Source organism: Streptomyces sp. NPDC085900, assembly GCF_044540925.1.
Classification (GTDB): Bacteria; Actinomycetota; Actinomycetes; order Streptomycetales; family Streptomycetaceae; genus Streptomyces; species Streptomyces gilvifuscus.
The window spans coordinates 49,316-71,653 of sequence record NZ_JBITSP010000017.1 but is presented as its reverse complement, the minus strand read 5'-3'; the positions used below and the strand labels follow the sequence as shown (position 1 = coordinate 71,653).

Annotated in this window: 22 protein-coding genes and 1 pseudogene; 14 read left to right on the top strand and 9 right to left on the bottom strand. The window is 70.6% G+C overall.

Annotated elements, in window-relative coordinates; all coding sequences use genetic code 11:
• Nucleotide 1: 1 nt before the first annotated feature.
• The 8 genes from ACIGDI_RS39740 (at nt 2) to ACIGDI_RS39705 (ending at nt 5,196) form a co-directional block, all read left to right on the top strand.
• Entirely contained in the window at nt 2–472 is a 471-nt protein-coding gene (locus ACIGDI_RS39740) for a Pycsar system effector family protein (RefSeq protein WP_399907231.1), read from the top strand.
• 258 nt (nt 473–730) lie between these two features.
• The gene (locus ACIGDI_RS39735) at nt 731–1,243 is read left to right on the top strand and encodes an AAA family ATPase (protein ID WP_399907229.1); all 513 of its coding nucleotides are present in this window, start codon (nt 731–733) and stop codon (nt 1,241–1,243) included.
• Nucleotides 1,244–1,336: 93 nt separating this feature from the next.
• On the top strand, nt 1,337–2,023 hold the full coding sequence (locus ACIGDI_RS39730; RefSeq protein WP_399907226.1) for a GGDEF domain-containing protein: 687 nt from the start codon (nt 1,337–1,339) through the stop codon (nt 2,021–2,023).
• Between the two features lie 106 nt (nt 2,024–2,129).
• Entirely contained in the window at nt 2,130–2,645 is a 516-nt protein-coding gene (locus ACIGDI_RS39725; protein ID WP_399907224.1) for a WhiB family transcriptional regulator, read from the top strand.
• Nucleotides 2,646–2,747: 102 nt separating this feature from the next.
• Entirely contained in the window at nt 2,748–3,878 is a 1,131-nt protein-coding gene (dnaN, locus tag ACIGDI_RS39720) for a DNA polymerase III subunit beta (RefSeq protein ID WP_399907223.1), read from the top strand.
• Between the two features lie 17 nt (nt 3,879–3,895).
• Complete coding sequence (locus tag ACIGDI_RS39715; RefSeq protein ID WP_399907221.1) at nt 3,896–4,144, top strand: hypothetical protein; 249 nt, start codon at nt 3,896–3,898, stop codon at nt 4,142–4,144.
• Between the two features lie 88 nt (nt 4,145–4,232).
• Entirely contained in the window at nt 4,233–4,736 is a 504-nt protein-coding gene (locus ACIGDI_RS39710) for a hypothetical protein (RefSeq protein ID WP_399907219.1), read from the top strand.
• A 97-nt stretch (nt 4,737–4,833) separates the two neighbouring features.
• Nucleotides 4,834–5,196 (top strand): hypothetical protein, encoded by a 363-nt coding sequence (locus ACIGDI_RS39705; RefSeq protein ID WP_399907217.1) that lies wholly within the window; start codon nt 4,834–4,836, stop codon nt 5,194–5,196.
• 352 nt (nt 5,197–5,548) lie between these two features.
• Here the strand turns inward: ACIGDI_RS39705 and ACIGDI_RS39700 are convergent, their stop codons facing one another.
• The gene (locus ACIGDI_RS39700; protein ID WP_399907215.1) at nt 5,549–8,656 is read right to left on the bottom strand and encodes a hypothetical protein; all 3,108 of its coding nucleotides are present in this window, start codon (nt 8,654–8,656) and stop codon (nt 5,549–5,551) included.
• A gap of 24 nt (nt 8,657–8,680) precedes the next feature.
• Between ACIGDI_RS39700 and ACIGDI_RS39695 the strand changes: the two genes are divergently transcribed.
• Entirely contained in the window at nt 8,681–8,878 is a 198-nt protein-coding gene (locus ACIGDI_RS39695; RefSeq protein WP_399907213.1) for a hypothetical protein, read from the top strand.
• 150 nt (nt 8,879–9,028) lie between these two features.
• On the opposite strand, the pseudogene ACIGDI_RS39690 reads toward ACIGDI_RS39695, so the two are convergent.
• From ACIGDI_RS39690 to ACIGDI_RS39680, 3 genes and pseudogenes are all read right to left on the bottom strand, one after another.
• A pseudogene (locus ACIGDI_RS39690) lies at nt 9,029–9,883 on the bottom strand (zeta toxin family protein); the annotation flags it as partial.
• Nucleotides 9,884–9,950: 67 nt separating this feature from the next.
• Entirely contained in the window at nt 9,951–10,088 is a 138-nt protein-coding gene (locus ACIGDI_RS39685) for a hypothetical protein (protein ID WP_399907211.1), read from the bottom strand.
• The gene (locus tag ACIGDI_RS39680; protein WP_399907209.1) at nt 10,085–10,378 is read right to left on the bottom strand and encodes a hypothetical protein; all 294 of its coding nucleotides are present in this window, start codon (nt 10,376–10,378) and stop codon (nt 10,085–10,087) included. Before ACIGDI_RS39680 ends, ACIGDI_RS39685 begins: the two co-directional genes overlap by 4 nt.
• Before the next feature lie 234 nt (nt 10,379–10,612).
• On the opposite strand from ACIGDI_RS39680, the gene ACIGDI_RS39675 reads away from it, so the two are divergent.
• Both ACIGDI_RS39675 and ACIGDI_RS39670 read left to right on the top strand, forming a co-directional pair.
• The gene (locus ACIGDI_RS39675; protein ID WP_399907207.1) at nt 10,613–10,966 is read left to right on the top strand and encodes a hypothetical protein; all 354 of its coding nucleotides are present in this window, start codon (nt 10,613–10,615) and stop codon (nt 10,964–10,966) included.
• Between the two features lie 100 nt (nt 10,967–11,066).
• Nucleotides 11,067–12,959, top strand: coding sequence for a pentapeptide repeat-containing protein (locus tag ACIGDI_RS39670; protein ID WP_399907205.1), 1,893 nt, complete (start codon nt 11,067–11,069; stop codon nt 12,957–12,959).
• A 104-nt stretch (nt 12,960–13,063) separates the two neighbouring features.
• On the opposite strand, the gene ACIGDI_RS39665 is transcribed toward ACIGDI_RS39670, so the two are convergent.
• The 5 genes from ACIGDI_RS39665 to ACIGDI_RS39645 form a co-directional block, all read right to left on the bottom strand.
• Complete coding sequence (locus ACIGDI_RS39665) at nt 13,064–13,291, bottom strand: hypothetical protein (RefSeq protein ID WP_399907203.1); 228 nt, start codon at nt 13,289–13,291, stop codon at nt 13,064–13,066.
• Nucleotides 13,292–13,680: 389 nt separating this feature from the next.
• Nucleotides 13,681–14,658: an ATP-dependent DNA ligase gene (locus tag ACIGDI_RS39660; RefSeq protein ID WP_399907201.1), complete on the bottom strand. Its 978-nt coding sequence runs from the start codon at nt 14,656–14,658 to the stop codon at nt 13,681–13,683.
• Between the two features lie 802 nt (nt 14,659–15,460).
• On the bottom strand, nt 15,461–15,823 hold the full coding sequence (locus ACIGDI_RS39655) for a hypothetical protein (RefSeq protein WP_399907199.1): 363 nt from the start codon (nt 15,821–15,823) through the stop codon (nt 15,461–15,463).
• Nucleotides 15,824–16,063: 240 nt separating this feature from the next.
• Nucleotides 16,064–16,612 carry an RNA polymerase sigma factor gene (locus ACIGDI_RS39650; RefSeq protein WP_399907197.1) on the bottom strand — a complete coding sequence of 183 codons (549 nt, stop codon included), beginning with the start codon at nt 16,610–16,612 and terminating at the stop codon, nt 16,064–16,066.
• A 333-nt stretch (nt 16,613–16,945) separates the two neighbouring features.
• Nucleotides 16,946–17,101: a hypothetical protein gene (locus ACIGDI_RS39645; RefSeq protein WP_399907195.1), complete on the bottom strand. Its 156-nt coding sequence runs from the start codon at nt 17,099–17,101 to the stop codon at nt 16,946–16,948.
• A gap of 895 nt (nt 17,102–17,996) precedes the next feature.
• Here ACIGDI_RS39645 and ACIGDI_RS39640 point away from each other — a divergent pair.
• The 3 genes from ACIGDI_RS39640 to ACIGDI_RS39630 all read left to right on the top strand — a co-directional run.
• The gene (locus ACIGDI_RS39640; RefSeq protein WP_399907193.1) at nt 17,997–19,175 is read left to right on the top strand and encodes a hypothetical protein; all 1,179 of its coding nucleotides are present in this window, start codon (nt 17,997–17,999) and stop codon (nt 19,173–19,175) included.
• 499 nt (nt 19,176–19,674) lie between these two features.
• Nucleotides 19,675–20,145, top strand: a complete 471-nt coding sequence (locus ACIGDI_RS39635; RefSeq protein WP_399907191.1) for a hypothetical protein — start codon at nt 19,675–19,677, stop codon at nt 20,143–20,145.
• Nucleotides 20,146–20,155: 10 nt separating this feature from the next.
• Nucleotides 20,156–22,338 (top strand): tetratricopeptide repeat protein (locus tag ACIGDI_RS39630; protein WP_399907189.1); only part of this gene is annotated, 2,183 nt, incomplete at its 3' end.

Below are 22,338 nucleotides of genomic sequence, written 5' to 3'. Positions count from 1 at the left end.
GTTGACCGCGCCCCTGCCCGAGCCCCGCACCGCCGACGTCGACACCAACCTCGACACCGCTCTGACGACGCTCGCCACCGAGATCGGCCGCACCGACAACAAGGCATCCTTGCTGCTGGCCTTCAACGGTGCCGTCCTCGCCGGCCTCGCCTCCCTCACCGATCACACCCTGCCGGCCGGGACGAAGGCCTTCGGCGCGGCAGCCGTCCTCGCCCTGGCCGCGGCTGCCGCCCTTCTGCTCTTCGTCGTACGGCCCCGGCTGGGCGGCAATGACCGGGCGTCGTTCCCGTACTGGGCCCGCCTGAACGACGACGAGATCCGCGCAGGTATGCACGGCGACACCCGTGCCGCCCGCATTCGGGTCCTGTCGCAGATCGCCCTCACCAAGTACCGCAAGCTGCAGCACGCAGTCGACCTGTCCCTGGCCGCCCTGGCCCTCCTGCTCCTGGCCGCCATCGGCGCCATGGCCTGAGAGGGCCTGCGCGCGGCCTCATGTAGTGCGGACCCTGTCCCGCCCTCACGGGCGGGACAAGGCCCGCCGGACGACCCGCGCATCGGCAAGGGCTGGCCGTCCGCTCCCTCACCCTGCGGGATCAGGAGACCTCCAGCATGCACGCTCACCGCCTGCGGCCTTCACCGGCCTGCCGTACAGCCCCGCGCCAGTGCGGTCGGTGACGCGTGCCCTTTCGCTGCACACCCCTCAGCTGCCGTCCCTGCAAGGAGATGCCTTATGGCGACCGACCTGGTCTGCCTCGACCTGCCGTCACTGGAGAGTGTGCTGATTGTGCTGATCGGCGCGTCCGGTGCCGGGAAATCCACCGTCGCCAGTAGGTGGCCCGCCACTCGGGTTGTGAGTCTCGATCAGCTGCGCGGCGTCATGTCTGACGACTGCGGCGACCAGAGCGCGACTGCCGACGCCGTCGAGGCACTGCACCTGATCGTGGACCGCCGGATGGCCCGCGGCCTGACCACGGTCGTGGACGCCACCAGCGTCTTCGCCAAAGACCGGGCCGTGCTGCTCGACGCCGCGCGGAGGCACGGCATGCCCGCTATCGCCGTGGTCGTCGACACCCCGCTGCCGGTGTGCATCGAGCGCCAGAAGGCCAGGCCCCCGTCGCGGCGCGTGCCCGAGGCCACCGTCACTGCTCAGCATCAGGCAATGCGCGAGGCCCTTCCCCGCTTGGAGAGCGAGGGCTTCACCAGGGTCGTGGTCATCACCGACGACACCCTGACCAGCGCGTAATCACATCCCCCGGGACGGACGACAGCGCGTCTCAAACCCAGCCGCCCGTCCCGGGGTTCACCCATCCCGTACGAGACGAGACGGAGCCCCAGTATGACCTCCCCTGCCCGCCTGCCGTTACCTGCCGACACGCTCACCGCGGCCGTCGCTGTGGCCGCTGTACCGCTCACCCTGGCCGCGGTCCTCGCCGACGACATTCGGGTACGCCGCCAATTGCGCACCGCCCGCAGGGATCCGCTCACCGGCCTGACCAGCCGCGACGTCCTCGCCGCGCGCATCACGCGCCTGGCCCGCACCCACCGCGCACAGCTGCACGTCCTGGTCGCCGACGCCGACGGCCTGAAGACCCTCAACGACACCCTCGGGCATGCCGCCGGCGACGCCCTGATCGCCACGGTCGGCCGCCGGCTCGGCGCGTGGGCCACGGCCCGCGGTGGCCTGGCCGCACGCCTGGGCGGCGACGAATTCGCCGCCGTGGTGCTGCTCTCGCCGTCCGGCACCGTCCGCGAAATCCGCGGCCTGCGCGAGCAGTTGGCGCAACCCGCCGTCTGCGGCACCCACACCCTGCGTCCGGCGATGTCCATCGGCACCGCCCGGGCCGTCGACCTGCCCGACGCAGCCGACGCCGACCGACTGCTGCGGGGCGCGGACATGGCCATGTACCGGGTCAAGACCGGCCAGGAGCCGTGCGGATACGTCGCCACCCGGCACGACGCCTACGTGCCGGCCGTCCACGGCCGCCGCCCGGGCCGCCCCGGCACCCACCTGCCGCCCCAATGAGCACCCTCGCCCGCCGCGCTGCTCCCGCCCGCCTGCCTGTCCCGGCTGCTCCCGCTGCACTGCCCTTCTCCCCCACCCCCGACACCCTGTGCTTGGAGTCCACGTCATGAGCCGTCCCACCGATGCCGCCGCCACCGACCCCCGCTTTCCCTTCCCGCACAGCCCCACCCCGACCAGCTGCCAGGCACAGCCGACGCTGTTCGACTTCACCAACGGCGACCGCACCGCCGACCGTGCGGCCACCGACAAGCGTCTGGAACAGGCGCGCAAGGAATGCTCCGGCTGCCCCCTCGCCACCGACTGCCTGAAGTGGGCGCTCGTCAACAAGGAGGCCACGCGGGTCGGTGTGTGGGCGGCCACCACCCCGGGCCAGCGCACCGACCTGCGTCGGCGGCTCGCCGACCGGCTCGGACCGGACTGGGTCGACGTCCTGGCCGCGCGTGAGAAGGCCCGCCGCGAGCGAGCCGCAGCGGTCCGGGGCACCCCGCTGAGCGTGGGCCAGGCCCGCATCGTCCGCCTCGACCGAGAGGTCAACGGACCGATGCCTGCCCGCGGCCCGCTCACCCCGCAAGACCAGCAGCACAACCTGGCCCGGCTCACAGCTGCCCTCAAAGCCGCATAGACCCGCCGTCAGCTCTCGAACACCCCTCGTTCACCCGGCCGGGGCTGCCTCTACGCGAGCGGCAGCCCCGGCTTTCACGATGCTGTGGAGGCGTACGACCTGATGAAGCTCACCATCGACACCGAGAAGCTGGCCGATGCCGCGCAGTGGGCGATGCGCGCCGTCCCCACCAGCCCGCCCACCCCGCTCCTGGCCGGCCTGCGTCTTCAAGCCGCCGACGACACCCTGACCCTGACCGGCTTCGACTACTACCGCTGCGCCCGCGCCGGCGAGGGCTGCGAGGTTGCCGAGCCCGGAACGCTGCTCGTGCCCGGCCGCGTCCTGGCCGACGTCGTCAAGGCGTTCCCCAAGTCCAGGCCCACCACCTTGGCCCTGGACGGCACCGACCTCGCCCTGTCCTGCGGCACCGCCCACATCCAGCTGCCCACCCTGCCCCTGGACGACTACCCGACCCCACCTGAGGCCCCCGCCGCGAGCGGCACCGCCGACGCCGCCGCCCTGGCCGACGCCGCCACCCGGGTTGCCGCGGCCGCCGCCACCGACGACACGATTCCCGTCCTGACCGGCGTGCAGTTCACCCTCACCGACACCACCCTGAGGCTCACCGCGACCGACCGCTACGCCTTCCACGTCGCCGAACTGCCCTGGACACCCCACACCACCAAAGCCCGCGGCAAGACCAGGCCGCTCACCGAAGGCACCGTGCTCGTGCCGGGCGACGCCGTCCGCGACGCCGCCCGCATCCTCGCCGCCACCGGCCAGAGCGCAGACCTCGCCCTCACCCCATCCCACTTCGCGGTCCGGGTGCCCGGCCGGTCGGTCACCGGCAGCACCCTCGACGGCGAACTGCCCAACTACGAGACGCTCTTCCCCACCGAATTCACCTCCGTCATCACCGCCGGCACCGAGGCCCTGACCGACACCCTCAAGCACCTCACACCCCTGCTCGGCAAGGGCGACCCCCTGTTCCTCGACATCGCCGAAGGGCAGATCACCGTGCGCGCCGGCACCCACGACAAGGCCCGCGGCCGCGACCAGGTCGACGCCGACCTCGACGGCACCCCCATGACGGTCGCCTTCAGCCCCCACCTGCTGCTGCGCACCCTGCAGCAGATCGACGGGCCGGTCGTGCAGCTCAACCTGGTCAGCCCCACCAAAGCCGCCTTGCTGCACGCCCCCGACCAGGCCGACTGCTTCAAGGGCCTGATCATGCCGATCCGCCTCAGCAGCTGACCGCCCAGGAGGCCTTCATGTCCCGCATCACCATCCGAGTCGAACCCCGCCACGCCGACGGCAGCTCGTGCGACCACGCGGTCAAGCCGTCCGGCAAGCCCCGCGATACCGCATCCGGCTGCATGGGCAGGACCGCGTACGCGGTCGTCTGCTCCGAGCACGGCACCGTCGGCGACCCCCACCACGTCAAGCAGCTCGCCGAGCCTGCGGCCCGCGAGCACCGCATCGTCCACCTCGCCGCTCTGCCGGCCCTGCCCGTCCGCTGACCCTGCGCACCGCGGCGGCCCGCCCGCACTCCCACAAACGGGCGGGCCGCCAGTCCCCAGTACCCACCGCATCCCGATCGGAGCACCCATGGCCCTCACCGCTTTGCCGACCGCGCCCGCGTACGCGGCGGACTCCCCGCTCGCCGTTCTGCTGGACCTCGCCGCCCAGGCCACCGGCCCTGACGAGGACGAGCAGCGCGACGACGCCCAGACCGCGGCCGCCCACCACATCTACCAGGCCTACCCCCACACCTTCGCTGTCGTGCTGGAGGTGCTGGACTGGCAGGGATATCCGGCCTGGACCGACGACACCGGCCGCCGCTTCGAACCGTCCGCGGTCGCCTGGCTGGACGGCGGCTTGTGGCTGCACCACACCCTGCACATCAGCGAAGCCGACGGCGCCCGCGATGTGCTCACCCTGATCGTGCCCTGCACCTGCGGCCACGGATACGTCGACATCCACCTCGACACCGAAGACGCCCTCATCGACATCCTCGACGAACTGCGCCCCACCCACGGCCGCTCCCCCCACACCGACACCCCCGTCGACTGCCACAGCATCCCGGCCGCCCTCCCCCGCCTCATCCGCTGACCGACGGCGACACCACCCAGCCCCCGGGGCGGTCGTTGACCACCACATCCGGCCGCCCCGGTGCCCCCTCTCGCTCCTGGAAAGGACGCCCACGCTCATGCAGGACACCACCCAGCCCACTCCCCCGCGCCCGACGATCGTCGTGCTGTGCGGCTCCACCCGCTACTGGGACGCCCTCGCCGAAGCCAACTCGTACGAGACCGCGGCCGGACGGATCGTTCTCGCTCCCGGCTGTGACATGAAAAGCGCGCACGCGTTGTGGTCCGACCCCCGGCAGGCTGACCGCCTCAAGGCCGTCCTCGACGATCTGCACCTCAGGAAGATCGACCTCGCTGACGAGGTCCTCGTGGTCAACCCGAACCGTTACATCGGCGACAGCACCCGCCGCGAGATCGCCTACGCCACCCGTCTGGGCAAGCCCATCCGCTACACCCAGACCCCAGAGGAAGATGACCGCTGATCTGCGCGGCGCGCAGCAGTTGAGAACACCAAAGGGCCCGGTGGTCCACGGCGAATCCGTGGACCACCGGGCCCTTTTTGCGTCATGCGCTACCGGGCGACAGACCTGGAATCAGCTCCGGAAGACATCTTCCATCTCTCGCACGGAGGAAGGAGTGGTCCTGAGCGGAGTGATGGCCGGTGACTTGTTATCCGCGGACAACGACACCTCAGACGGGTCGGCGTCGGCAGAGGCATCGCGCGAATCACCGGTCTTGTTGTCCGTGGACAACAAGACCGTGAGCTGCCCTCCTGTAATCCCTTCAGCTGGCTGCGATCGGCTGCCCAAGCGCTGACCTGTAGCGCGTGGATCATTACCAGCAGGGCGTCGGCGTGCCATCGGGGTCCAGGCCATATGGCCACAGCCTTGCGAACGCGTCCAGGTACTCCCGCACGATTGTGTCGCCGCAATCGGCCGCTTGCCGGTAGAGGGTCTCGGCTCCCTCCCGGTCCCCAGCCTGCTCCCGCAGCTGCGCCAGCCGCGACAGCGCATCGGTGTCGCCGTGGTCGACGGCTTGCCGTGCAAAGGTCTCGGCGCTCTTCCGGTCCCCGGACCGTTCCCGCAGCCGGGCCAGCCACAACAGCGCGTCAATGTCGCCGTGGTCGGCGGCCTGCCGGTAGAGGGTCTCGGCACTCTTTCTGTCCCCAGCCGCTTCTCTCAGCTCGGCCAGCCATAACAGCGCATGGGTATTGCCGCGGTCGGCGGCTTGCCGGGCCAGGCTCTCGGCAGCTTCCCGATCCCCGGACCCTTCCCGTAGCCGGGCCAGCCACGCCATCGCATGGGTGTCGCCGTGGTTGACGGCCCGCATTGCCAGGCTCGCCGCGCCTTCCCGGTCCCCAGCCTCCTCCCGCAGTTTGGCCCGCCACAACAGTGCCTGGGTGTCACCGCGGTCGACGGCTTGCCGGGACAGGTTCTCGGCGCCCTCCCAGTCCTCGGACCGTTCCCGCAGCGCGGCGAGGAACGACAACGTAAAGGTGTCGCCGTGGTCAGCGGCCTCCCGGGCCAGGTTCTCGGCGCCTTCCCGGTCCCCGAACCGTTCCCGCTGCTGGGCCAGCCACAACAGTGCCTGGGTGTCACCGTGGTCGGCGGCCTTCCTGTAGAAGTTAACGGCGCCTTTCCGGTCTCCGGCCTGCTCCCGCTGCTGGGCCAGCTGCCGCAGAGCATGGGTGCTGCCGTGGTCCGCGGCCTGCTGAGCCAGGTTCTCGGCGCCTTCCCGGTCCCCGGCCTCTTCCCGCTGCTGGGCCAGCCACAACAGTGCCTGGCTGTCGCCGAGGTCGGCGGCCTGCCGGTAGAGGTTCTCGGCGCCTTCCCGGTCTCCGGCTTGCACTCGTTGCCGGGCCAGCCGCCAAAGTGCCTGAGTGTTGCCGTGGTCGGCGGCCTTCTGGTGGAGGCTTTTGGCGCCCTCCCAGTCCCCAGCCTGCTCCCGCATCAGGGCCAGCTGCCACAGTGCCTGGGTGTCGCCGTGGTCGGCGGCCTCCCGGGCCAGGTTCTCGGCGCCTTCCCGGTCCCCCGCTTGCACTCGCTGCTGGGCCAGCTGCCACAGTGCCTGGGTGTTGCCGTGGTCGGCGGCTTGCCAGGCCAGGTTCTCGGCGCTCTCCTGGTCCCCGGCCTTTTCCCGCTGCTGGGCCAGCCACGACAGTGCATGGGTGTCGCCGTGGTCCGCGGCCTGCTGGGCCAGGTTCTCGGCGCCTTCCCGGTCCCCGGACCGTTCCCGCTGCTGGGCCAGCCACAACAGTGCCCGGGTGTCGCCGTGGTCGGCGGCCTTCTGGTGGAGGCTTTTGGCGCCCTCCCAGTCCCCAACCTGCTCCCGCATCAGGGCAAGCCACGACAGAGCGTCGGCGCTGCCGTGGTCGGCAGCGCGGAGTCGGAGATGGTGGGCCCACTGCAGTCTGTGCCGTACTTGGGCTGCCCCAGTGAGGTTGTACAGATCATCAGGGTTGGTGAGGTGGGTGTGGGCCGCGTGCCAAAAGGAGGCCGGCGGGCACAGGTGGCGGCGGGTGGTGTGCCCGTGTTGTTCGAGGTAGTCGGCGAGCCGGAATACCGGACCCAACGGCCGCGATGAGAGGGCGTCGGCACGTGTGGACGGGCCGGGTGGGCGCCGTTGCGGCCGGGGGGTGACCCGGCTCAAGGGGGCCTGCTTGCCGTGCACCTGCTCGGCGAGTTCGGCGTATGCCTTCTCTGCCCAGTCGGCGGTGAGCTGGTTCCAGTCGGTGTCGTGAAGGTAGTCGGGGGCGGCGTCGGTGAGGAAAGCCTGTGGCAGGTGCAGGCCGACGCCGAGGCGTCGGGCGTCCATCGCCGCTTCCAGGAGTGCTTTGGCGGCCGGGCTGCCGGTGCGGTATCGCTCCAGCAGCACGGGGACTCCTGCGAGGTCCTGCGTGATGCGTCCGTGTGCGCGGGCGCGGTTGAGGGCCTCTGCCAGCAGCCGGTCGCCAGCCTCGGCCAATGCAGTCGCTGCGTCCAGAGCACGGGGGTCGAAAACGGTGGGGACGCTTACGGTGCGTCCAGCGAGCAGGTGCCGAACCCGGTTGTGCGGATCCGCCTCGCCGGCATCCGGCAGAGCGGTGTACTGCTTGACGTAACCGGGCCACAGAGTGCCCAGTACGAGGACCGGTCCGCGCTGCGGACTGGTCAGTAAGAGGTGCACGGCAGCAGCGATCCGCTCACCGGCCGTCAGGTCGCCGAAGTAGTAGTGGGACTCGTTCAGCCATACCACCGTGCGCGGGCCGACACGGTGCAGGCCCTCCAGCGCGGCCTCCGCCCGGGTGGGTTCGAAGGGATGCCACAGCCGCCACCCCTGCTTCGCCAGCGCCTGCACGGCCTCCCAGCACGCCCGCGTCTTCCCTGTCGAGGACTCACCCACCAGCACGAGCATCCGGCTGCGGCCCTGCTCGGCCTCCCGGACCGTCTCCGCCAGGATCCGGTCGTGCTCTCGAGGAACATAGCCGGGTAGTATCCGCTGGTTCGGCAAGCCGAAACCGTTTTGGACGGTACCGGCCGGGTGGACCTCCAAGGCGTGCGGATCCCACTGGCCGATCGGCCGACCAAGGCCGGACCGTTCACCATTCCCGCCGCCAGCCGCGACCCGCTGCAGCGCCAGCAGCTCCCCCGCAGGCAGTTTCAGCGTGTTGGCCAGCGCTGTCACCGTTTGTGCCGATGGCACCGGTCCATTGGTCTGGAACGCAAGTTGCACGGTCGTGCGGCCCAGGCGAGTCCGGGCGGCGAGGTCCGTCTTCGTCAACCGGGCCCGGGCCAGTCCGTCCTCCAATCTTGCGCGCAGCTCGGCCAGAGCTGACTCCGGAGTGTGGCCACTCTGTTCGTCATGCACTGCTTGCCCCCGGTGGTGCCGTGTTCGCCGGTGTTCATCTTTGTCCCGCCGCACCATGGCGCGCACCGCTTCCGAGACCTTCGTCCATGTCAACACCCCATCCTCTGCAGGGAGTCTGCCGTGAACGTCGCCGTCGTCCTCCTCACCACCGCGCTCGTGATCGTCGTCTCGGCGCTGGCCGCTTTCGGTGCGGGCAAACTCGCCCGTATGGACGGTGCCACGTACCCCGCCGCTTTCAGCCGTGCTGCTGTCACCTTCGCTGCTGTCGTCACCCTCGCCGCAACCATCACCGCCGCCTTCGCCGCCCTCCTCTCCTGACCGCCACGCAATCTGCCACGGCATGTGGCCACTGGCCCGCTTCCTGGGCGCCTTGACTTACTTCCCGTGCACGCCGCCGACCAACACGCCTACGGCGGCTGCGCCGCCCGCCTCGCCGGACACCCGCGTGCAGCGGATTCCGAAGACGCCCTAGCGGCTGCGGCGGCGCTGGGGCTGGTCGGTGCTCGTGGTGCCTGCGGTCCGCGGGGGAGCGCCGTGGCTCGCTCCCGGCTCGGCGGCCGGTCCGCGCGTGACGGTTGTGAAGCGGCCGCGGGCCGCGGAGACGCTGACGGCGGGCAGCTTCGCCGCCGTAGACGACCACAGCGGGCCGAGCGCGCGGTGCACGGCGGTGTCGGCCACGGGATGCACGAGCGGGCGGGCCAGCTCGGCGATCGCCTCCAGCTCTCGCAGGGACTCGGCGCGGTCTGGCCCGGGAAGCTGTTCGATCCTCTGGCGGGTGCGGGCGACGCCGGCGGCGAACAGCAGGGACCCCTGCTCGGTCCAGGGCCGGTCGCGTTCCCCGGTCACGGCCTGTGGTGTGCCGGGCGTGCGCACCCACGCGCCGGAGTGGTCGAGGTGGTTGCTGTAGACCACGGCCGCGTCTCTGCGGACCACGAACACCGAGTTGGCGAGCCGGTCCTCGTCGATACCGGCGCTCGCCCGTACCACGCCGCGGTAGCAGGCGTCGTGGATGGCCCGGTCGATCATCCGGCCCTGGCCGAAGGCCTCGACCTGCTGCAGGTAGCGGTCCAGCGCCCCTAAGCGGCTCATCGACTCGTGCACCGTGACCACCGGCACCTCCACCCGGTAGCCGCCCGCCCGAAGCCGTGCGGCGGGCTCCTCGAAGTCGCGCGGGTCGCGCATCGCGGACTCCAGCACGCTGTCGAACCGGCTGCGGATGGCGTAGGCCTCCGCCGCTTCCATCCACTTGTGCCCGTCGATGCTGGTGTAGGCGCCGGCGGTGGTGTCGTCCGCGCGCATCAGCGCGTCGAACTTCGGGTGGTAGGGCTGAAGACGTCGATCACCACGCTGGCGACCCGGGCGCTCGCGGGCCGCGGCGAAGCCGTCAACATCAACCTGGACACCTACAGATGGCGATCGGCTGGTCCTGCGGTGTCCCGGTGAGTTCGTTGGGCACGATCCGCTCGCGGAAGATGCGCTCGTTCTCCGCGTCGGACAGGACGTGCAGGCTCCGGTCGACCTCGTTCACGCCGTTCTCCGCAGCTGCTGCAGGAGCTGGGCGCACTCGGCCGTGACCGCGTCGACCGCGGCCCGGTCAGCGGGGGTGAGGCTCTTGCGGCGGGCGGACCAGCGGCGCTGCTCGGCGGCCAGCTGCTCCGCGCGCTCGGTGTCGACCGCGGCCTCTGCCTCGGCGATCAGCCCGGAGTACGCGCCGACGACGTGGTTGATGCCCTCCAGCGCGACCTCGTAGGCCGTGCCGTCCTCCGGCGACCAGGTCGCCGTCTCCATGTTCTGCAGGGCCGATACGGGTTCCGTCATGGTGTGCCCTCCCTTGGGTTCACGCGACACGCGACGCACGCACCAAAGATCATTGTGCGCCCGAACTCCGCGATGCAGCAGAGAACGTGACGATGCACCTGGGCCGCACGCCAGCGTGTTGTGTCGACACAACATGCAGGACGGTTCGTGCGGCAACCGTTGCTTCGGCACAACGGGAGCGCGAGTCCTCTCGCCCGCTGCAACCGCAGATCGCGAAGCCGTGTCTCCCCCGGTATGGCACTGAACCGGCGGCCGCGATCGACCGCAAACGATCGAGAGCTGCGGCTATGGAAGGTCGGCCGGGCGCTCTCCGTCACCTTCATGGCCGCGGTCCTGGTCTCCGCAGGCGTCTTCTACGGCTTGGTGTACCTGCTGGACTTCCAGGAGATCGACACCAGCGCGAAGCTCGACGCGAAGACGCTCTTCGACTTGGTGAAGCTCTCCTTCGGAGTGGTCGCCGGGGCCGGCGCGCTCGTTGACGTCAGCTGGAACTGGGGGAAGAGGCCTCACCAATACGCCGACGGCACCTGGTTGTGTATCCAGTTCAACCGGGCTGACGGTGCTCCGTGCGCCAAGATCAAACGATGACCCGGAGCCTGCCCCGTAAGTGATCTCTAGGAGTCGGTGACGGCGAGCCGGTACCGAGAGGGCATGCAACCGAGGCATTGTCGTCAACCGTCCTTCGGGCATGACGCCCCCCGAAGCCCCGCCCTGGCCGTACTGCCAAGAGGGCGCCACAGCACAAGATCCGGTCGGCTGCCGCGGCATCCACGTCCCTGGCCACACCGTGTGCCTCGCCCACCTGGCCGACGCCGAACGCGACGCCTACCTGGCCGGCCTGACTCCCGGTGCCAGCCTCGACCACCGGGGAACCACCTTCACCGCATCCCTCCTGGACGCTCTCCTCAACGCCCTCCGTGACCCCGCAACCGGCAACCCCCGCTTAGGCGAGGCCGGGTTCGAGTCGGCGACCTTCGAGGGTGCCGCCGAGTTCGGGGCGGCGACCTTCATGGATGCCGCCTGGTTCAGGTCGGCAACCTTCGAGAGCGACGCCGTGTTCGAGTCGACCTTCAAGGGTGTCGCCGAGTTTGAGTCGGCGACCTTCAAGCGCGACGCCTGGTTCGAGTTGGCGACGTTCAAGGGCGCTGCCCTGTTCGGGTCAGCGACCTTCAAGGACGACGCCATGTTCACGTCGGCGACCTTCAAGGGTGCCGCCAGGTTCGGGTCGGCGACCTTCAAGGGTGCCGCCGGGTTCGAGTTGGCGACCTTCGAGGGTCTCGCCGAGTTCGAGTTGGCGACCTTCGAGGGTGCGGCCGTGTTCGAGTTGGCGACCTTCGAGAGTGTCGCCGGCTTCGGGGCGGCGACCTTCGAGAGCGCCGCCGGGTTCGGGGCGGCGACCTTCGAGAGCGCCGTCGTGTTCGAGTCGGCGACCTTCGAGGGTCTCGCCGTGTTCAGGTCGGCGACCTTCAAGGAGGCTGACGCGGTCGGGCCTTTGGTGTGCGCTGGGTGGCTTGTGTTGTCCGGCGCTACGTTCGGCGGCCCGGTGACCCTCTCACTGGCTACGCACCGTTTGGAGTGCCGTCGCACGCGCTGGTCATCCACAGCGGAGATCCGCCTGCGCTACGCCACGGTGGACTTCGCGCACGCGGTATTCGAGTACCCCCTCACCATCGCCGCTGAGCCCGCTCCCTTCACCTCGTTCAGTGGACAGCCGATGTCAGAACTGCCCCACCTCTTGCGTGTACGCGATGCGGGTGTCCGCATGGCGTCCCTGCGCGGGGTGGACGCCGCGCACCTGGTGCTGTCCGACATCGATCTAACGGCTTGCCTGTTCACCGGGACCGTGCACCTGGACCAGATCCGGATGGAGGGATGGTGCCCCTTCGACACCCGCCCCTCCGGAACACACTGGCGGCACGGTCTGCCCACCCGCTTCACCAAGCGGCGCATCCTCGCCGAGGAGCACCACTGGCGCGCGGGCAGGCCCCGGGCGGTTCCCGGGTGGAGCGCGGCGCCGTCCGGCGTCAACCATGTGGGGCCGACGCAGTTGGCGCCGGTCTACCGGGCGCTGCGCAAGGCGTTCGAGGACGGCAAGGACGAGCCGGGCGCGGCGGACTTCTACTACGGCGAGATGGAGATGCGTCGCCACGACCGGATCGGCAGCACGCGGGCCGAGCGCGGGCTGCTGCACGGCTACTGGCTGCTGTCCGGCTACGGCCTGCGCGCCTCCCGGGCGCTGGGCTGGCTGGCCGTGGCCATGCTCGCCACCATCCTGCTGCTCATGGGCGTTGGTCTCGCCCAGGACAGTCCGAAGCAGCAGGCCACGGGCATCGTCCCGGCCGGCGGGGGGAAGGTCACCTTCACCATCGACCAGGACGACCCCCGCAACCCGACCGGGCAGCGGTTCACCGGTAAACGGTTCGACAAGGCCCTCAACACCACCCTCAACAGCGTGGTGTTCCGCTCCTCCGGCCAGGACCTGACCACCGCCGGCACGTACATCGAGATGGCCTCCCGTCTGATGGAGCCCGTCCTGCTGGGCCTGGCCGTTCTCGCCGTCCGCAACCGCGTCAAACGCTGACCTCCGCAGAGCGCCGCCCGTGCCGGTGCCCGCCCCGGCCGCCAGGGCACCCGGCTCGCCCGCGTCGGCCCGGGCGGGCACGCCGTCGGCCATCTGCTGTCGGGTCACGGCCGCCGCCCGGTGAAGAGGCCGCCGATGAGGGCCGCCACCACCGCGACGCCCTGGACGATCGTGGCGACGTCGATCAGGAACGTCCGGGCGTGGGGGCAGAAGAGGTAGACGCTCAGCGCGGTCGTGCAGAGCACGGCGAAGACCAGGGGAACGCAGGCTGCGAGCCGGGTGACCCAGGTCGTGCGGGGGGTGTCTTCACCGGAGGCTGCGGGGGTCGACATGGGTGTCTCCTTTACGAGGTGGGTGACAGCGGGCGGAGCGTGGACGGTCTTCGCCCCTTAGGTCTCGGGCTTGTCGCCCGACAGCGCCCCGAGGGCCGGTAGTTGAGGGCTCGGGGGGTGTCGACGGCACTTTGACCGGCGGCGGACCTAGCGGCGCAACTCCCGCCCCTGGAGCGCGACAAGGGCCCCGTCCAGAGCTGTGACCAGCTGAAAGATCTGGTGACGGCGGTGGAGGGGGCCCGATGTGCGGTGTCGTGCTGGGCAGTCAGGACAGACCGGTGACGCCGCGGCAGATGCCACGCGCTGTGGCGGAGTTCACACGGCGGCCGCGGTAGCCGCGCCGCCGAGCAGCTCCTCGGCGGCGGCCGAGAGGCCGGTTCGGTGCCGGTTCAGCCGTGGCTCCCGAAGGGGGCGACATCGGCGGCGGCCACGTCGGGCCGCAGGCGGTGCAGGCGTACGGGGTGACGCCACCGGCCGGCGGCGTCGCGGGCCACGTCGACGGCGACCTCCACGACGAGCTGCGGTCGGACGAGCGCGACGTCGAGCGGCTCGCGTGTGTGCCATCCGGCCGAGAAGGTCCGCCCCGTCCACGGGTGCGGTCCGACGGCCGGGGTCAGCAGGTGGCCGAGGTCGGCCGACGCGGCCCGGGTCAGGGCCGTGGTGCGTCCGGTGTAGCGCAGCCGTCCCGCACGGTCGTGGCGGCCCAGCAGCAGGGTGCTGGGGGCGGTGACGGGGCCGGTGACCGCGCCCACGATCGCGTCGGCGGTCTCGCGGACTTTGTACTTGGTCCAGGAGCGGGCTCCGGCGCGGTAGGGCTCGTCAAGCCGCTTGAAGCACAGGCCCTCCACGCCGACCGACGCCCAGGTCAGCCACTTGTGGGCGGTGGCGGGATCGGTGGTCGAGGGGCACAGCGTGAACGGCGCGCCCATCCCGGCATCGGCGAACAGCCCTTCCAGGGCGGCCCGGCGGCGGGCGTAGGACCAGGAGGCGAGATCGGTGTCGCCGAGGTGGAGCAGGTCGAAGACGACGTAGTGCGCGGGCCATTGGGTGGCGGCGTGGGTGGCGCCGGCGCCGCGGCGGGCCAGGCGCTGTTGCAGCAGCTCGAAGGCGAGCCGGCCCGCCTCCCACACCACCAGCTCGCCGTCCAGGCCCGTCTGCTCGGGCAGTTGCGCGATGGCGGCGGCGCGGATCTCCGGGAACGCGCTCGTCATGTCGGTGCCGTGCCGCGAGCGCAGCAGCACATGGTCGCCGCGGCGGGCGAGCTGGGCGCGGTAGCCGTCCCACTTCGGCTCCGCGGCCGACCTCGCTGGCAGGTCCGGGCCCGGCACGGCCGAGGTGAGCACGGGGTCGGGCAGCGTCCACGTCACCCCGGCATGCCTTCCACCGGGGGATCGCCGGGGGTGTAGGCCGAACGCGTCGAAGCCGTCCCAGCGGTACGGCGGATGACCGCTGGAACGGCTCCGATGCCAGCGTAGGCACAGCCCGGCCAGCCAGCACCCGGATCGCCGACCCCGGGGTGCGTCTGGCGACTGCCCTCTTTGGCCCGGTGGGGGCGACCAGATCCATTGCGAAGCCTCTCCCGACTGCGGCCAGCTGCTGCTTCCGAATCCGTTCGGGCGGCGGCCGTTCTGCCCTGTAGAGGGGACGAGTGAGCGGAAGCATTTACAGCGACAGCAGAAGAAGATGGCCGAGGAGAAGAAGGTCCTGTCGGCAGGCCCCTCGGGCCAGGTTGTTGCTCCTGGCGCGAGCGAGCACGGGGGGTGAACCTTTCTGACAGCAGAAACGGCACGCCTGGAAGGGCGTGCCGACTGCAGCGGGGCTCAGCGGACTGCAAGAACGAGCAGCAGCACCAGCACCAAGACCATGGCAAGGTTCTCCATGTCTCTACCTCCTTGTTTCCATGAATGGAGCCCCATTGCGGGCTCCGAAGCTTGGAGGTAGCGCCGTGGACAGTATTACCCAAGTTGCTGCGTGGGGGACGTAGTTCAGTGGTACAGCGCCCGCTTGCTGTGCTTGGTGTGGCGGGTCCGCCGGCGCCCCTCTCGCGCAAAAAGGGTCCCGGCCCCCTCGCAGACTGCGAGGGGGCCGGGACGGCTAGTGGAAGCTGGTGCAACGACGGCGGACGGCGCGGAAGCACCGCCATGCTGCCCCTCCTAGTCGCTGCCCCATCTAATGCCGCTGCAGCCTCCCTAGGATCGTTACAACTCCTTCGGGCGCGTTTCGCCCGTGCTTGTCGAAGCCAGCGTTCACTTTGAGCCAGGTGATGACGAAGCAGACGGCGACGGCGACAACAGCGAGGATGGTCAAGACCGTCACGGCGGCGGCGCCGAACGGCATAGCGACGGCGATCAGTACGGCGCTCGCCGCGAGCACTAGGGTCAACCCTGTGTAGGCGAACGAATGCTCCACCAGGGGAACCCAGGTGGATGAGCCCCGGGACTCCTGTGGCGCAGCCTCGGCGACGGTAGACCCCATGCCGGCAGGCTCCTCGGTGTCGACGGAGGCCGTGGCGCGGGCCTCGATGGTCTCCATGTGTGCTTCCCACTCTTGAGGAGTGGGCGACTGCCCCTCCGGGCGCTCGGCGCGAGACTCCTCGCGCAGGAGCTCCACGAGGACATCGTGAGCGTTTTTTCGCACAGTGTCCTTCTTCCTTGTCTCGTTGTTCTTGTTCTTCTGTTCTGTGTCGCGTAGGAAGCCCTTGCCGTCCCTTGCTGAGGCCTCCTCACAGGAGCACGGTCTGGGCCGGGGAGGGCCGTGCTCCCTAGAGAGGGCCTAGCGCAGGGTGTCGAGCTCGCCTGGCGGGAGGGACTGCATCCGTACCTCCGCCTTCTTCAGCCGAGTCGTGACGGTCTTGCGGTCGATCCCGAGCTTCTTGGAGATCTCCACCGGCCCCATTTCCTCCATGTGGGTCAACCGGTAGATCTCTCGCTCTCGCTCGTCCGGCAGGTTCCTCTCCAGAAAGGCGTTGATCGCCTCCTTGAGGATCACCCGGTCCACCGCTGAGTCCGAGGTGTCCCTGTCGTCCGACGGCAGCTCTTCCATCGGCTCGGGTTGGCGCGACTCTTGGCGGTGGAAATCCAGCCGGGCGTAGTCGTAGCACTTCTTCAGCAGCGGCCAAGGGGTGGAACTCACGAACTTGAAGCCCGGTTTGACCCGCGCCTTGTAGTAGCGCGTATGTGTGTCGCTCTCGAGTACCGACAAGTCGGGCTGCCGGTAGCCGTCCAGGTAGATATGGCCGCGGAGCCGGTCCCGGTACTTCCATAGTTCCTGGCTGATCTCCTGGTGGAGTCGCTCGGCAGCGGTGGTGGCCTTGTCCGCCATGGCGTGACCGTACGACTCCTGGTGCGGGAACGGCCTGCTTGACGCCTCCGGCGCGGCCGGAGGGCGGAAGGTCGGCGGCACTACGACCCCCGGCTCCCCCTCGGCCGGCGTGGGGGCACGCGGCGGCGACTGATCGCCCATCCCGCGTTCCATGGGTCCTGCTGTCATGGTTCGTCGACCTCTCTGCCGTAGCGGGAACGGCCCTGCTACGGCAGGAGTCGAAGCACGCCGCCTGATCCGGGGAAAGCAGAACAAGATCATTCAAAATGCCCCTACATCGCGAATGGCCCCGGTCCGCAGCAGACCGGGGCCATTCGCCGTCCTTCCGCCGTACTACTTGTCGCGCAGCACCAGCCACACCATCGTCGCCACGGCGACACCCACGCCGAGCGCGATGCCCAGCGGCGGGTGGATGAAGGCGATGTAACTGACCATCGCGAACACCAAGACCACGACCAGCACCGTCAGCATCTTGTTCTCGTTGCTCATCCGCAGCTCCGCGTTGTTCGTGACTGGGAGGCGCGGCTCCTCGATGTGGCCGCATCCATCCCGTGCGCCCCATACCGCCCTCGCATCAATGAGTCGTGCGCGGTGTCCATGCGCGGGGAAGCGGTCCTGCAACTCGCTGCGAAGACCATGCCGTCGCGGTTGCGGGCGGCCGCGTGGACGGAGTGGTGCTTGAGATGGTCGCTCAGCCGGCGGGCCGGTGCCGAGACCAGCCCATCACGGCGCGGCGGCTGACCTCGCTGGCAGGTCCGGGCCCGGCACGGCCGTGGTGAGCACGGGGTCGGGCAGCGTCCAGGTCACCCGGCATGCCTTCCACCGGGGGATCGCCGGGGGTGTAGGCCGAACGCGTCGAAGCCGTCCCAGCGGTACGGGGGATGACCGCTGGGACGGCTCCGCTGCCAGCGTAGGCGCAGCCCGGCCGGGCAGGCACCCCGGATCGCCGACCCCGGGGTGCGTCTGGCGACTGCCCTCTTGGCCCGGTGGGGGTGGCGGTAGCGGGCCACGGCCGGGCGGAGACGCCCCTGCGGGCCTGGCGGCCCTCCGGGGTGGTCTGGCGGGCGCCTTCGGCGCGTTCACCGCCAGACCATCCCGCGCGAGCGCGGGACGCCAGGCCGGGCGCCTTCGGCGCGTTCACCGGCCTGGTGGCTGGTCCTGCGCAGCAAGCTGCGCGCACCGGACCAGCCATCTCCGCCCTCTCCGCGGCCCGCTACCGCCACCCCCACAGCCCGCCAGCGCCGCGCCCGGCTGAAAGGTCGAAAACCCTTCCTGACCTGCAGTTTTCCATGGAAAAGTGAGCCGGGCTGCTGTAAAATTAATGGTGTCAGAAGGGGCGGCACACCCCGACTGGCGACCAACATCACCCAGGGAAGGGAACCCGATGAACCACTTGCTGCCAACGGCGCTGGAGACCCGCCGCAAGGAGGTCCTGGTGGTGGACTCGCTCGCCGCCAAGGGCTACCCCGGCTACGTCAACGGCGTTCAGCGCATGGGCACCGTGAGCGACGTCTACGGCTGGACCAAGGTCCACGCGCACATCAACGTCTCTCCCGACGAGGGCTACGCGCTGACCGACAAGCGCTCCCCGCACGCCCTGTACGAGCTGATGATGATGTCCGCCGGGACCACGCACCGGCCGGGACTGCACGACCACTCCCCCGAGTTCGGCAAGGCGCTGGGCGTGGTCGCGGCCTGCTTCGCCGAGCACTGCCGCGCCTACGAGCTGAGCCCGGTGGTTTCGTGGAGCTACGACCCCAGCACCCTTGACCGCGAGTCGATCCAGGGCGAGAAGCGCTTCCACGCCCACCTCGTGGGCCGCACCCGCGAGGAGCGCGCGGAGGTCCGCGCGCGTGCCGAACGGGTGGCGGGCCTGAACACCGTCCGCGCCCGGCGCATCGTCGAGGAGGCGTCCGTCCTGGGGGCGCTGGTCAGTGCGGACATCGTGGACCGCGACGCCCTGCGGGTGCTGCGGCCCGTGCCCATGCTGTCCACCCACACAGCCACCGCCACCGCGCAGTTCCTGCTGCCCCAAGGGTGGGAGAGCCTGACCGACCCCGACCTCAACGCCGACATCGACTACATCCACCGCAAGCTGCGCAACATGTACGACGAGGTGATGCGCGCCTGCACCACCGGCACGGCCGGGATGTGGCGTCGCCCGGCCGTCCGCCCGTTCGACCCGGAGAGCATCGACGTGCCGTTGCGGGCCGGGACCCGCGCGGCGCTCGCGCACTACCTGCGCGCCCTGCGCCCCGAGGTCCTGTCCGGGCCGGTCGCCCGCTCCCGCGCCACGCACGTCTATCCGCTGGCCGATCTCGCCTACGCGGTGACCATCACCGAACAGGAAGGACAGGTCTACCTCCACCTGCGCACCAACGTCTTCTCCGACCTCGGAGGCGCGGGCATCAGCATCATCGACGGGGTGATCGTCAAGACGAAGAAGGGAGTCGGAGACCTGCGCGTGGACGAGATCGCCGCCCGCAGCGCCTTCCAGGTCGACTTCCTGCACCGCCTGCACCACCACCCGATGGCGGCACGGGCCCTCTTCCCCCGCCTGTAACCAGATGTGCCGGACCCGGGGTCGGGTCCGGCACACCCACCCCTCGCGGCCCGTCCACAGGACGGGCCGCGAGGCGCGGTAAAGGACAGCCGCAAGCGGCTGGCGTCCGCCCCCTCAAGCGCCCTGCGGGCGCGGGGCGGACCAGCGGAAACGCCGCCCCCTGAAGTGGCCTTCGGCCACGGGCGGCTTCCTTCTGCCCTTCGGGCAGGCGCTGCGCGCCGGGCCCCTTCAAGCGCCCTTCGGGCGCGGGCCCACCCCTGCGGGGCCAAGGAGCCGCCTCCGGCGGCAACCGCAGGTCTCCGACGGAACCTGGACCCGATCGTCAGAAGAGGACGGTCGGCTCCGGCTCCAGCTCGCATCGCGGATGTCATCCGCACGAGACGGAGGACGTCCTGGTGCATGCCGCATTGGGGAAGCGTGTTTGTTCAACGCAGGCTCGCCGACGGTCCGAAGCTCTAAGATGCTGCGATAACGGGCTTGTCGGACACGGGGGTTGGTCATGGAGCCGGTATCGGCCGCATTGCTGCTGGCGTTGGCCACGGGCGCGGCGGGGGCCGCCGGCGGGCAGTCCTGGCAGAGCCTGGTCACCCTGGTGCGGCGATGGCGCGGGCACGCGGGGCCAGAGACCGCAGCCTCGGGTGAGCTGGAGCCGGTTCCGGCCCAGGCGGAGCTGACGGCGCTGGAAGGCGAGCCCGCCAACGAGCACAGGGCACGGCTCTTGTCGGCCGCGCTCGCCGCGCGGGCCGGAATGGACGCCGGCTTCGCCGCCGCACTGGATGCCTGGCACCAAGAGGCTCAGCAGGCGGTGGCGAGCACCGGAGCGGGCAACGTCTCCACCCACATCTCGGGTGGCAACCAGGGCACGGTGGTCACCACCCGCGACGTGGCCGGCGGACTGCACTTCGGCACGCCGGCGAGCCCGCCCCCGCCGCCGGGGCAATCTGACGGGCCCGGTACATCCGGCGACTGAAAGTCCTGCTGTGCCCGTGAACCCCTCTGGCAGCGGCGATGTTCACACCGAAGTATCCGGCGGCCAGCAGGAGGTCGTGGTCACCGCGCGGGACATCAAGGGGCCGGTGATCATCAGCGCGTCCGGGGTGCGGGTGCCCGGCTATCTCCAGGATCCGCGCCGCTGGCCGCTGGTGGAAGAGTGGGACGTGCTGGCAGCCGGCGCCCACCGGGCTCGGCCCGACGATGCCGGTAATGCGGTGCCTCCGTACCTGACACGCGACAAGGACGCCGAGCTGCGGGCCCATCTGGCACACGCGACGGAGCACGGCGGACTGGTGCTGATAGTGGGAGAGTCGACCGCGGGCAAGACCCGCGCCGCCCACCATGCCGTGCGCCAGTGCGAAGCGCTCGTCGGCTACCGGGTGCTGGCCCCGGACACCGGGCCGGACCTGGTCATCGCGGTGGAGGTGGTGGCCACCACCTCGGTGCGGTGCGTGGTGTGGCTGGATGACCTCGAACGCTTTCTCACTCCCGACGGGCTGGAGACGGGGATTCTGGCCGAACTGGTGCGGCTCCGAACACCGGTGCTGGCCACCATGCAGCTGCGCCACTACGAAACCTTTCACTCGCCCACCACCGAGAACCGCTCGGAAGATTCCACCGGCCCTCAGCCATCCGGGACAGGAACCCGCGTCCTCAGACAGACCGAACCGCTCCACCTCCAGCGCCGCTGGAGCGAAGATGAGCTGGCACGGGCTCAGAACAGCGACGACCCACGAATCATCGACGCCGTCACCCACCACGGCCCCTACGGCGTCGCCGAATACCTCGCCGCCGGCCCCGCCCTGCTCACCGAATGGCGCCACGCCACCCGCCCCGGCGGCCACCCCCGCGGCGCCGCCCTGGTCGCCGCCGCCGTCGACCTCTCCCGCACCGGCCTACGCCCGCCCTACCCCACCTCGCTACTCGCCGCCCTCCACCAGCACTACCTGCCCAACGACCCCCTGCTACGCCCCGAACCCCTCGACAAAGCCCTGGCCTGGGCCGGACGCCTCCGCTACGGCGCCACCAGCCTGCTCCTGCCCACCACCGACCCCGACGCCTGGAACGTCTTCGACTACCTCCCCGACCACACCACCAGCCCCATTCACGAACAGGTGTGGCAGACAGCTGTGGACCATGCCATCGACTACGCAGACCGCTTCACCATCGGCGTCCACGCCTACAGCCCAGCCCCCCACATGGCCGAAGCCGCATGGAAACCCCTCGCCGAGCACATGCCCAGCGCCGCGTACAACCTCGGCATCCTGCTCGATGAGGCGGGGCGGGAGCAGGAGGCGGAAGAGGTGTATCGCCGGGCCATGGACGCCGGCCACACTGGCGCCGCGTACAACCTCGGCGTCCTGCTCGCCGGTGCGGGCCGGAGTGCGGAGGCGGAGGAGGCGTATCGCCGGGCCATGGACGCCGGGGACACCGACGCCCCGGTCGGCCTCGGCGTCCTGCTCGCGCGGTCCGGGCGTGAGCAGGAGGCGGAGGAGGCGTATCGCCGGGCCATGGACGCCGGCCACGCCAGCGCCGCGTACAACCTCGGCATCCTGCTCGCCGGTGCGGGGCGGAGTGCGGAGGCGGAAGAGGCGTATCGCCGGGCCATGGACGGCGGCCACACCGACGCCCCGGTCGGCCTCGGCGACCTGCTCGCCGATGCGGGGCGGAGTGCGGAGGCCGAGCAGCTGTATCGCCGGGCCATGGACGCCGGGAACACCGACGCCGCGAACAACCTCGGCGTCCTGCTCGCCGATGCGGGGCGGAGTGCGGAGGCCGAGCAGCTGTATCGCCGGGCCATGGACGCCGGGCACACCGGCGCCGCGTACAACCTCGGCGTCCTGCTCGCGCGGTCCGGGCGGGAGCAGGAGGCGGAGGAGGTGTATCGCCGGGCCATGGACGCCGGGAACACCGACGCCGCGTACAACCTCGGCATCCTGCTCGCCGGTGCGGGGCGGAGTGCGGAGGCGGAAGAGGCGTATCGCCGGGCCATGGACGCCGGGCACGCCGACGCGGCGTACAACCTCGGCGTCCTGCTCGCCGGTGCGGGGCGGAGTGCGGAGGCGGAGGAGGCGTATCGCCGGGCCATGGACGCCGGGCACACCGGCGCCGCGTACAACCTCGGCGTCCTGCTCGCGCGGTCCGGGCGGGAGCAGGAGGCGGAGGAGGT

What these genes read in the sequence shown, in the direction of transcription:
- ACIGDI_RS39675 (WP_399907207.1), top strand. Translation starts at nt 10,613, where the DNA reads ATGGCACTGAACCGGCGGCCGCGATCGACCGCAAACGATCGAGAGCTG.
- ACIGDI_RS39680 (WP_399907209.1), bottom strand. Translation starts at nt 10,378, where the DNA reads ATGACGGAACCCGTATCGGCCCTGCAGAACATGGAGACGGCGACCTGG.
- ACIGDI_RS39735 (WP_399907229.1), top strand. Translation starts at nt 731, where the DNA reads ATGGCGACCGACCTGGTCTGCCTCGACCTGCCGTCACTGGAGAGTGTG.
- ACIGDI_RS39650 (WP_399907197.1), bottom strand. Translation starts at nt 16,612, where the DNA reads ATGGCGGACAAGGCCACCACCGCTGCCGAGCGACTCCACCAGGAGATC.
- ACIGDI_RS39645 (WP_399907195.1), bottom strand. Translation starts at nt 17,101, where the DNA reads ATGAGCAACGAGAACAAGATGCTGACGGTGCTGGTCGTGGTCTTGGTG.
- ACIGDI_RS39705 (WP_399907217.1), top strand. Translation starts at nt 4,834, where the DNA reads ATGCAGGACACCACCCAGCCCACTCCCCCGCGCCCGACGATCGTCGTG.
- ACIGDI_RS39655 (WP_399907199.1), bottom strand. Translation starts at nt 15,823, where the DNA reads ATGGAGACCATCGAGGCCCGCGCCACGGCCTCCGTCGACACCGAGGAG.
- ACIGDI_RS39635 (WP_399907191.1), top strand. Translation starts at nt 19,675, where the DNA reads ATGGAGCCGGTATCGGCCGCATTGCTGCTGGCGTTGGCCACGGGCGCG.
- ACIGDI_RS39710 (WP_399907219.1), top strand. Translation starts at nt 4,233, where the DNA reads ATGGCCCTCACCGCTTTGCCGACCGCGCCCGCGTACGCGGCGGACTCC.
- ACIGDI_RS39640 (WP_399907193.1), top strand. Translation starts at nt 17,997, where the DNA reads ATGAACCACTTGCTGCCAACGGCGCTGGAGACCCGCCGCAAGGAGGTC.
- ACIGDI_RS39670 (WP_399907205.1), top strand. Translation starts at nt 11,067, where the DNA reads ATGACGCCCCCCGAAGCCCCGCCCTGGCCGTACTGCCAAGAGGGCGCC.
- ACIGDI_RS39665 (WP_399907203.1), bottom strand. Translation starts at nt 13,291, where the DNA reads ATGTCGACCCCCGCAGCCTCCGGTGAAGACACCCCCCGCACGACCTGG.
- ACIGDI_RS39715 (WP_399907221.1), top strand. Translation starts at nt 3,896, where the DNA reads ATGTCCCGCATCACCATCCGAGTCGAACCCCGCCACGCCGACGGCAGC.
- ACIGDI_RS39725 (WP_399907224.1), top strand. Translation starts at nt 2,130, where the DNA reads ATGAGCCGTCCCACCGATGCCGCCGCCACCGACCCCCGCTTTCCCTTC.
- dnaN (WP_399907223.1), top strand. Translation starts at nt 2,748, where the DNA reads ATGAAGCTCACCATCGACACCGAGAAGCTGGCCGATGCCGCGCAGTGG.
- ACIGDI_RS39730 (WP_399907226.1), top strand. Translation starts at nt 1,337, where the DNA reads ATGACCTCCCCTGCCCGCCTGCCGTTACCTGCCGACACGCTCACCGCG.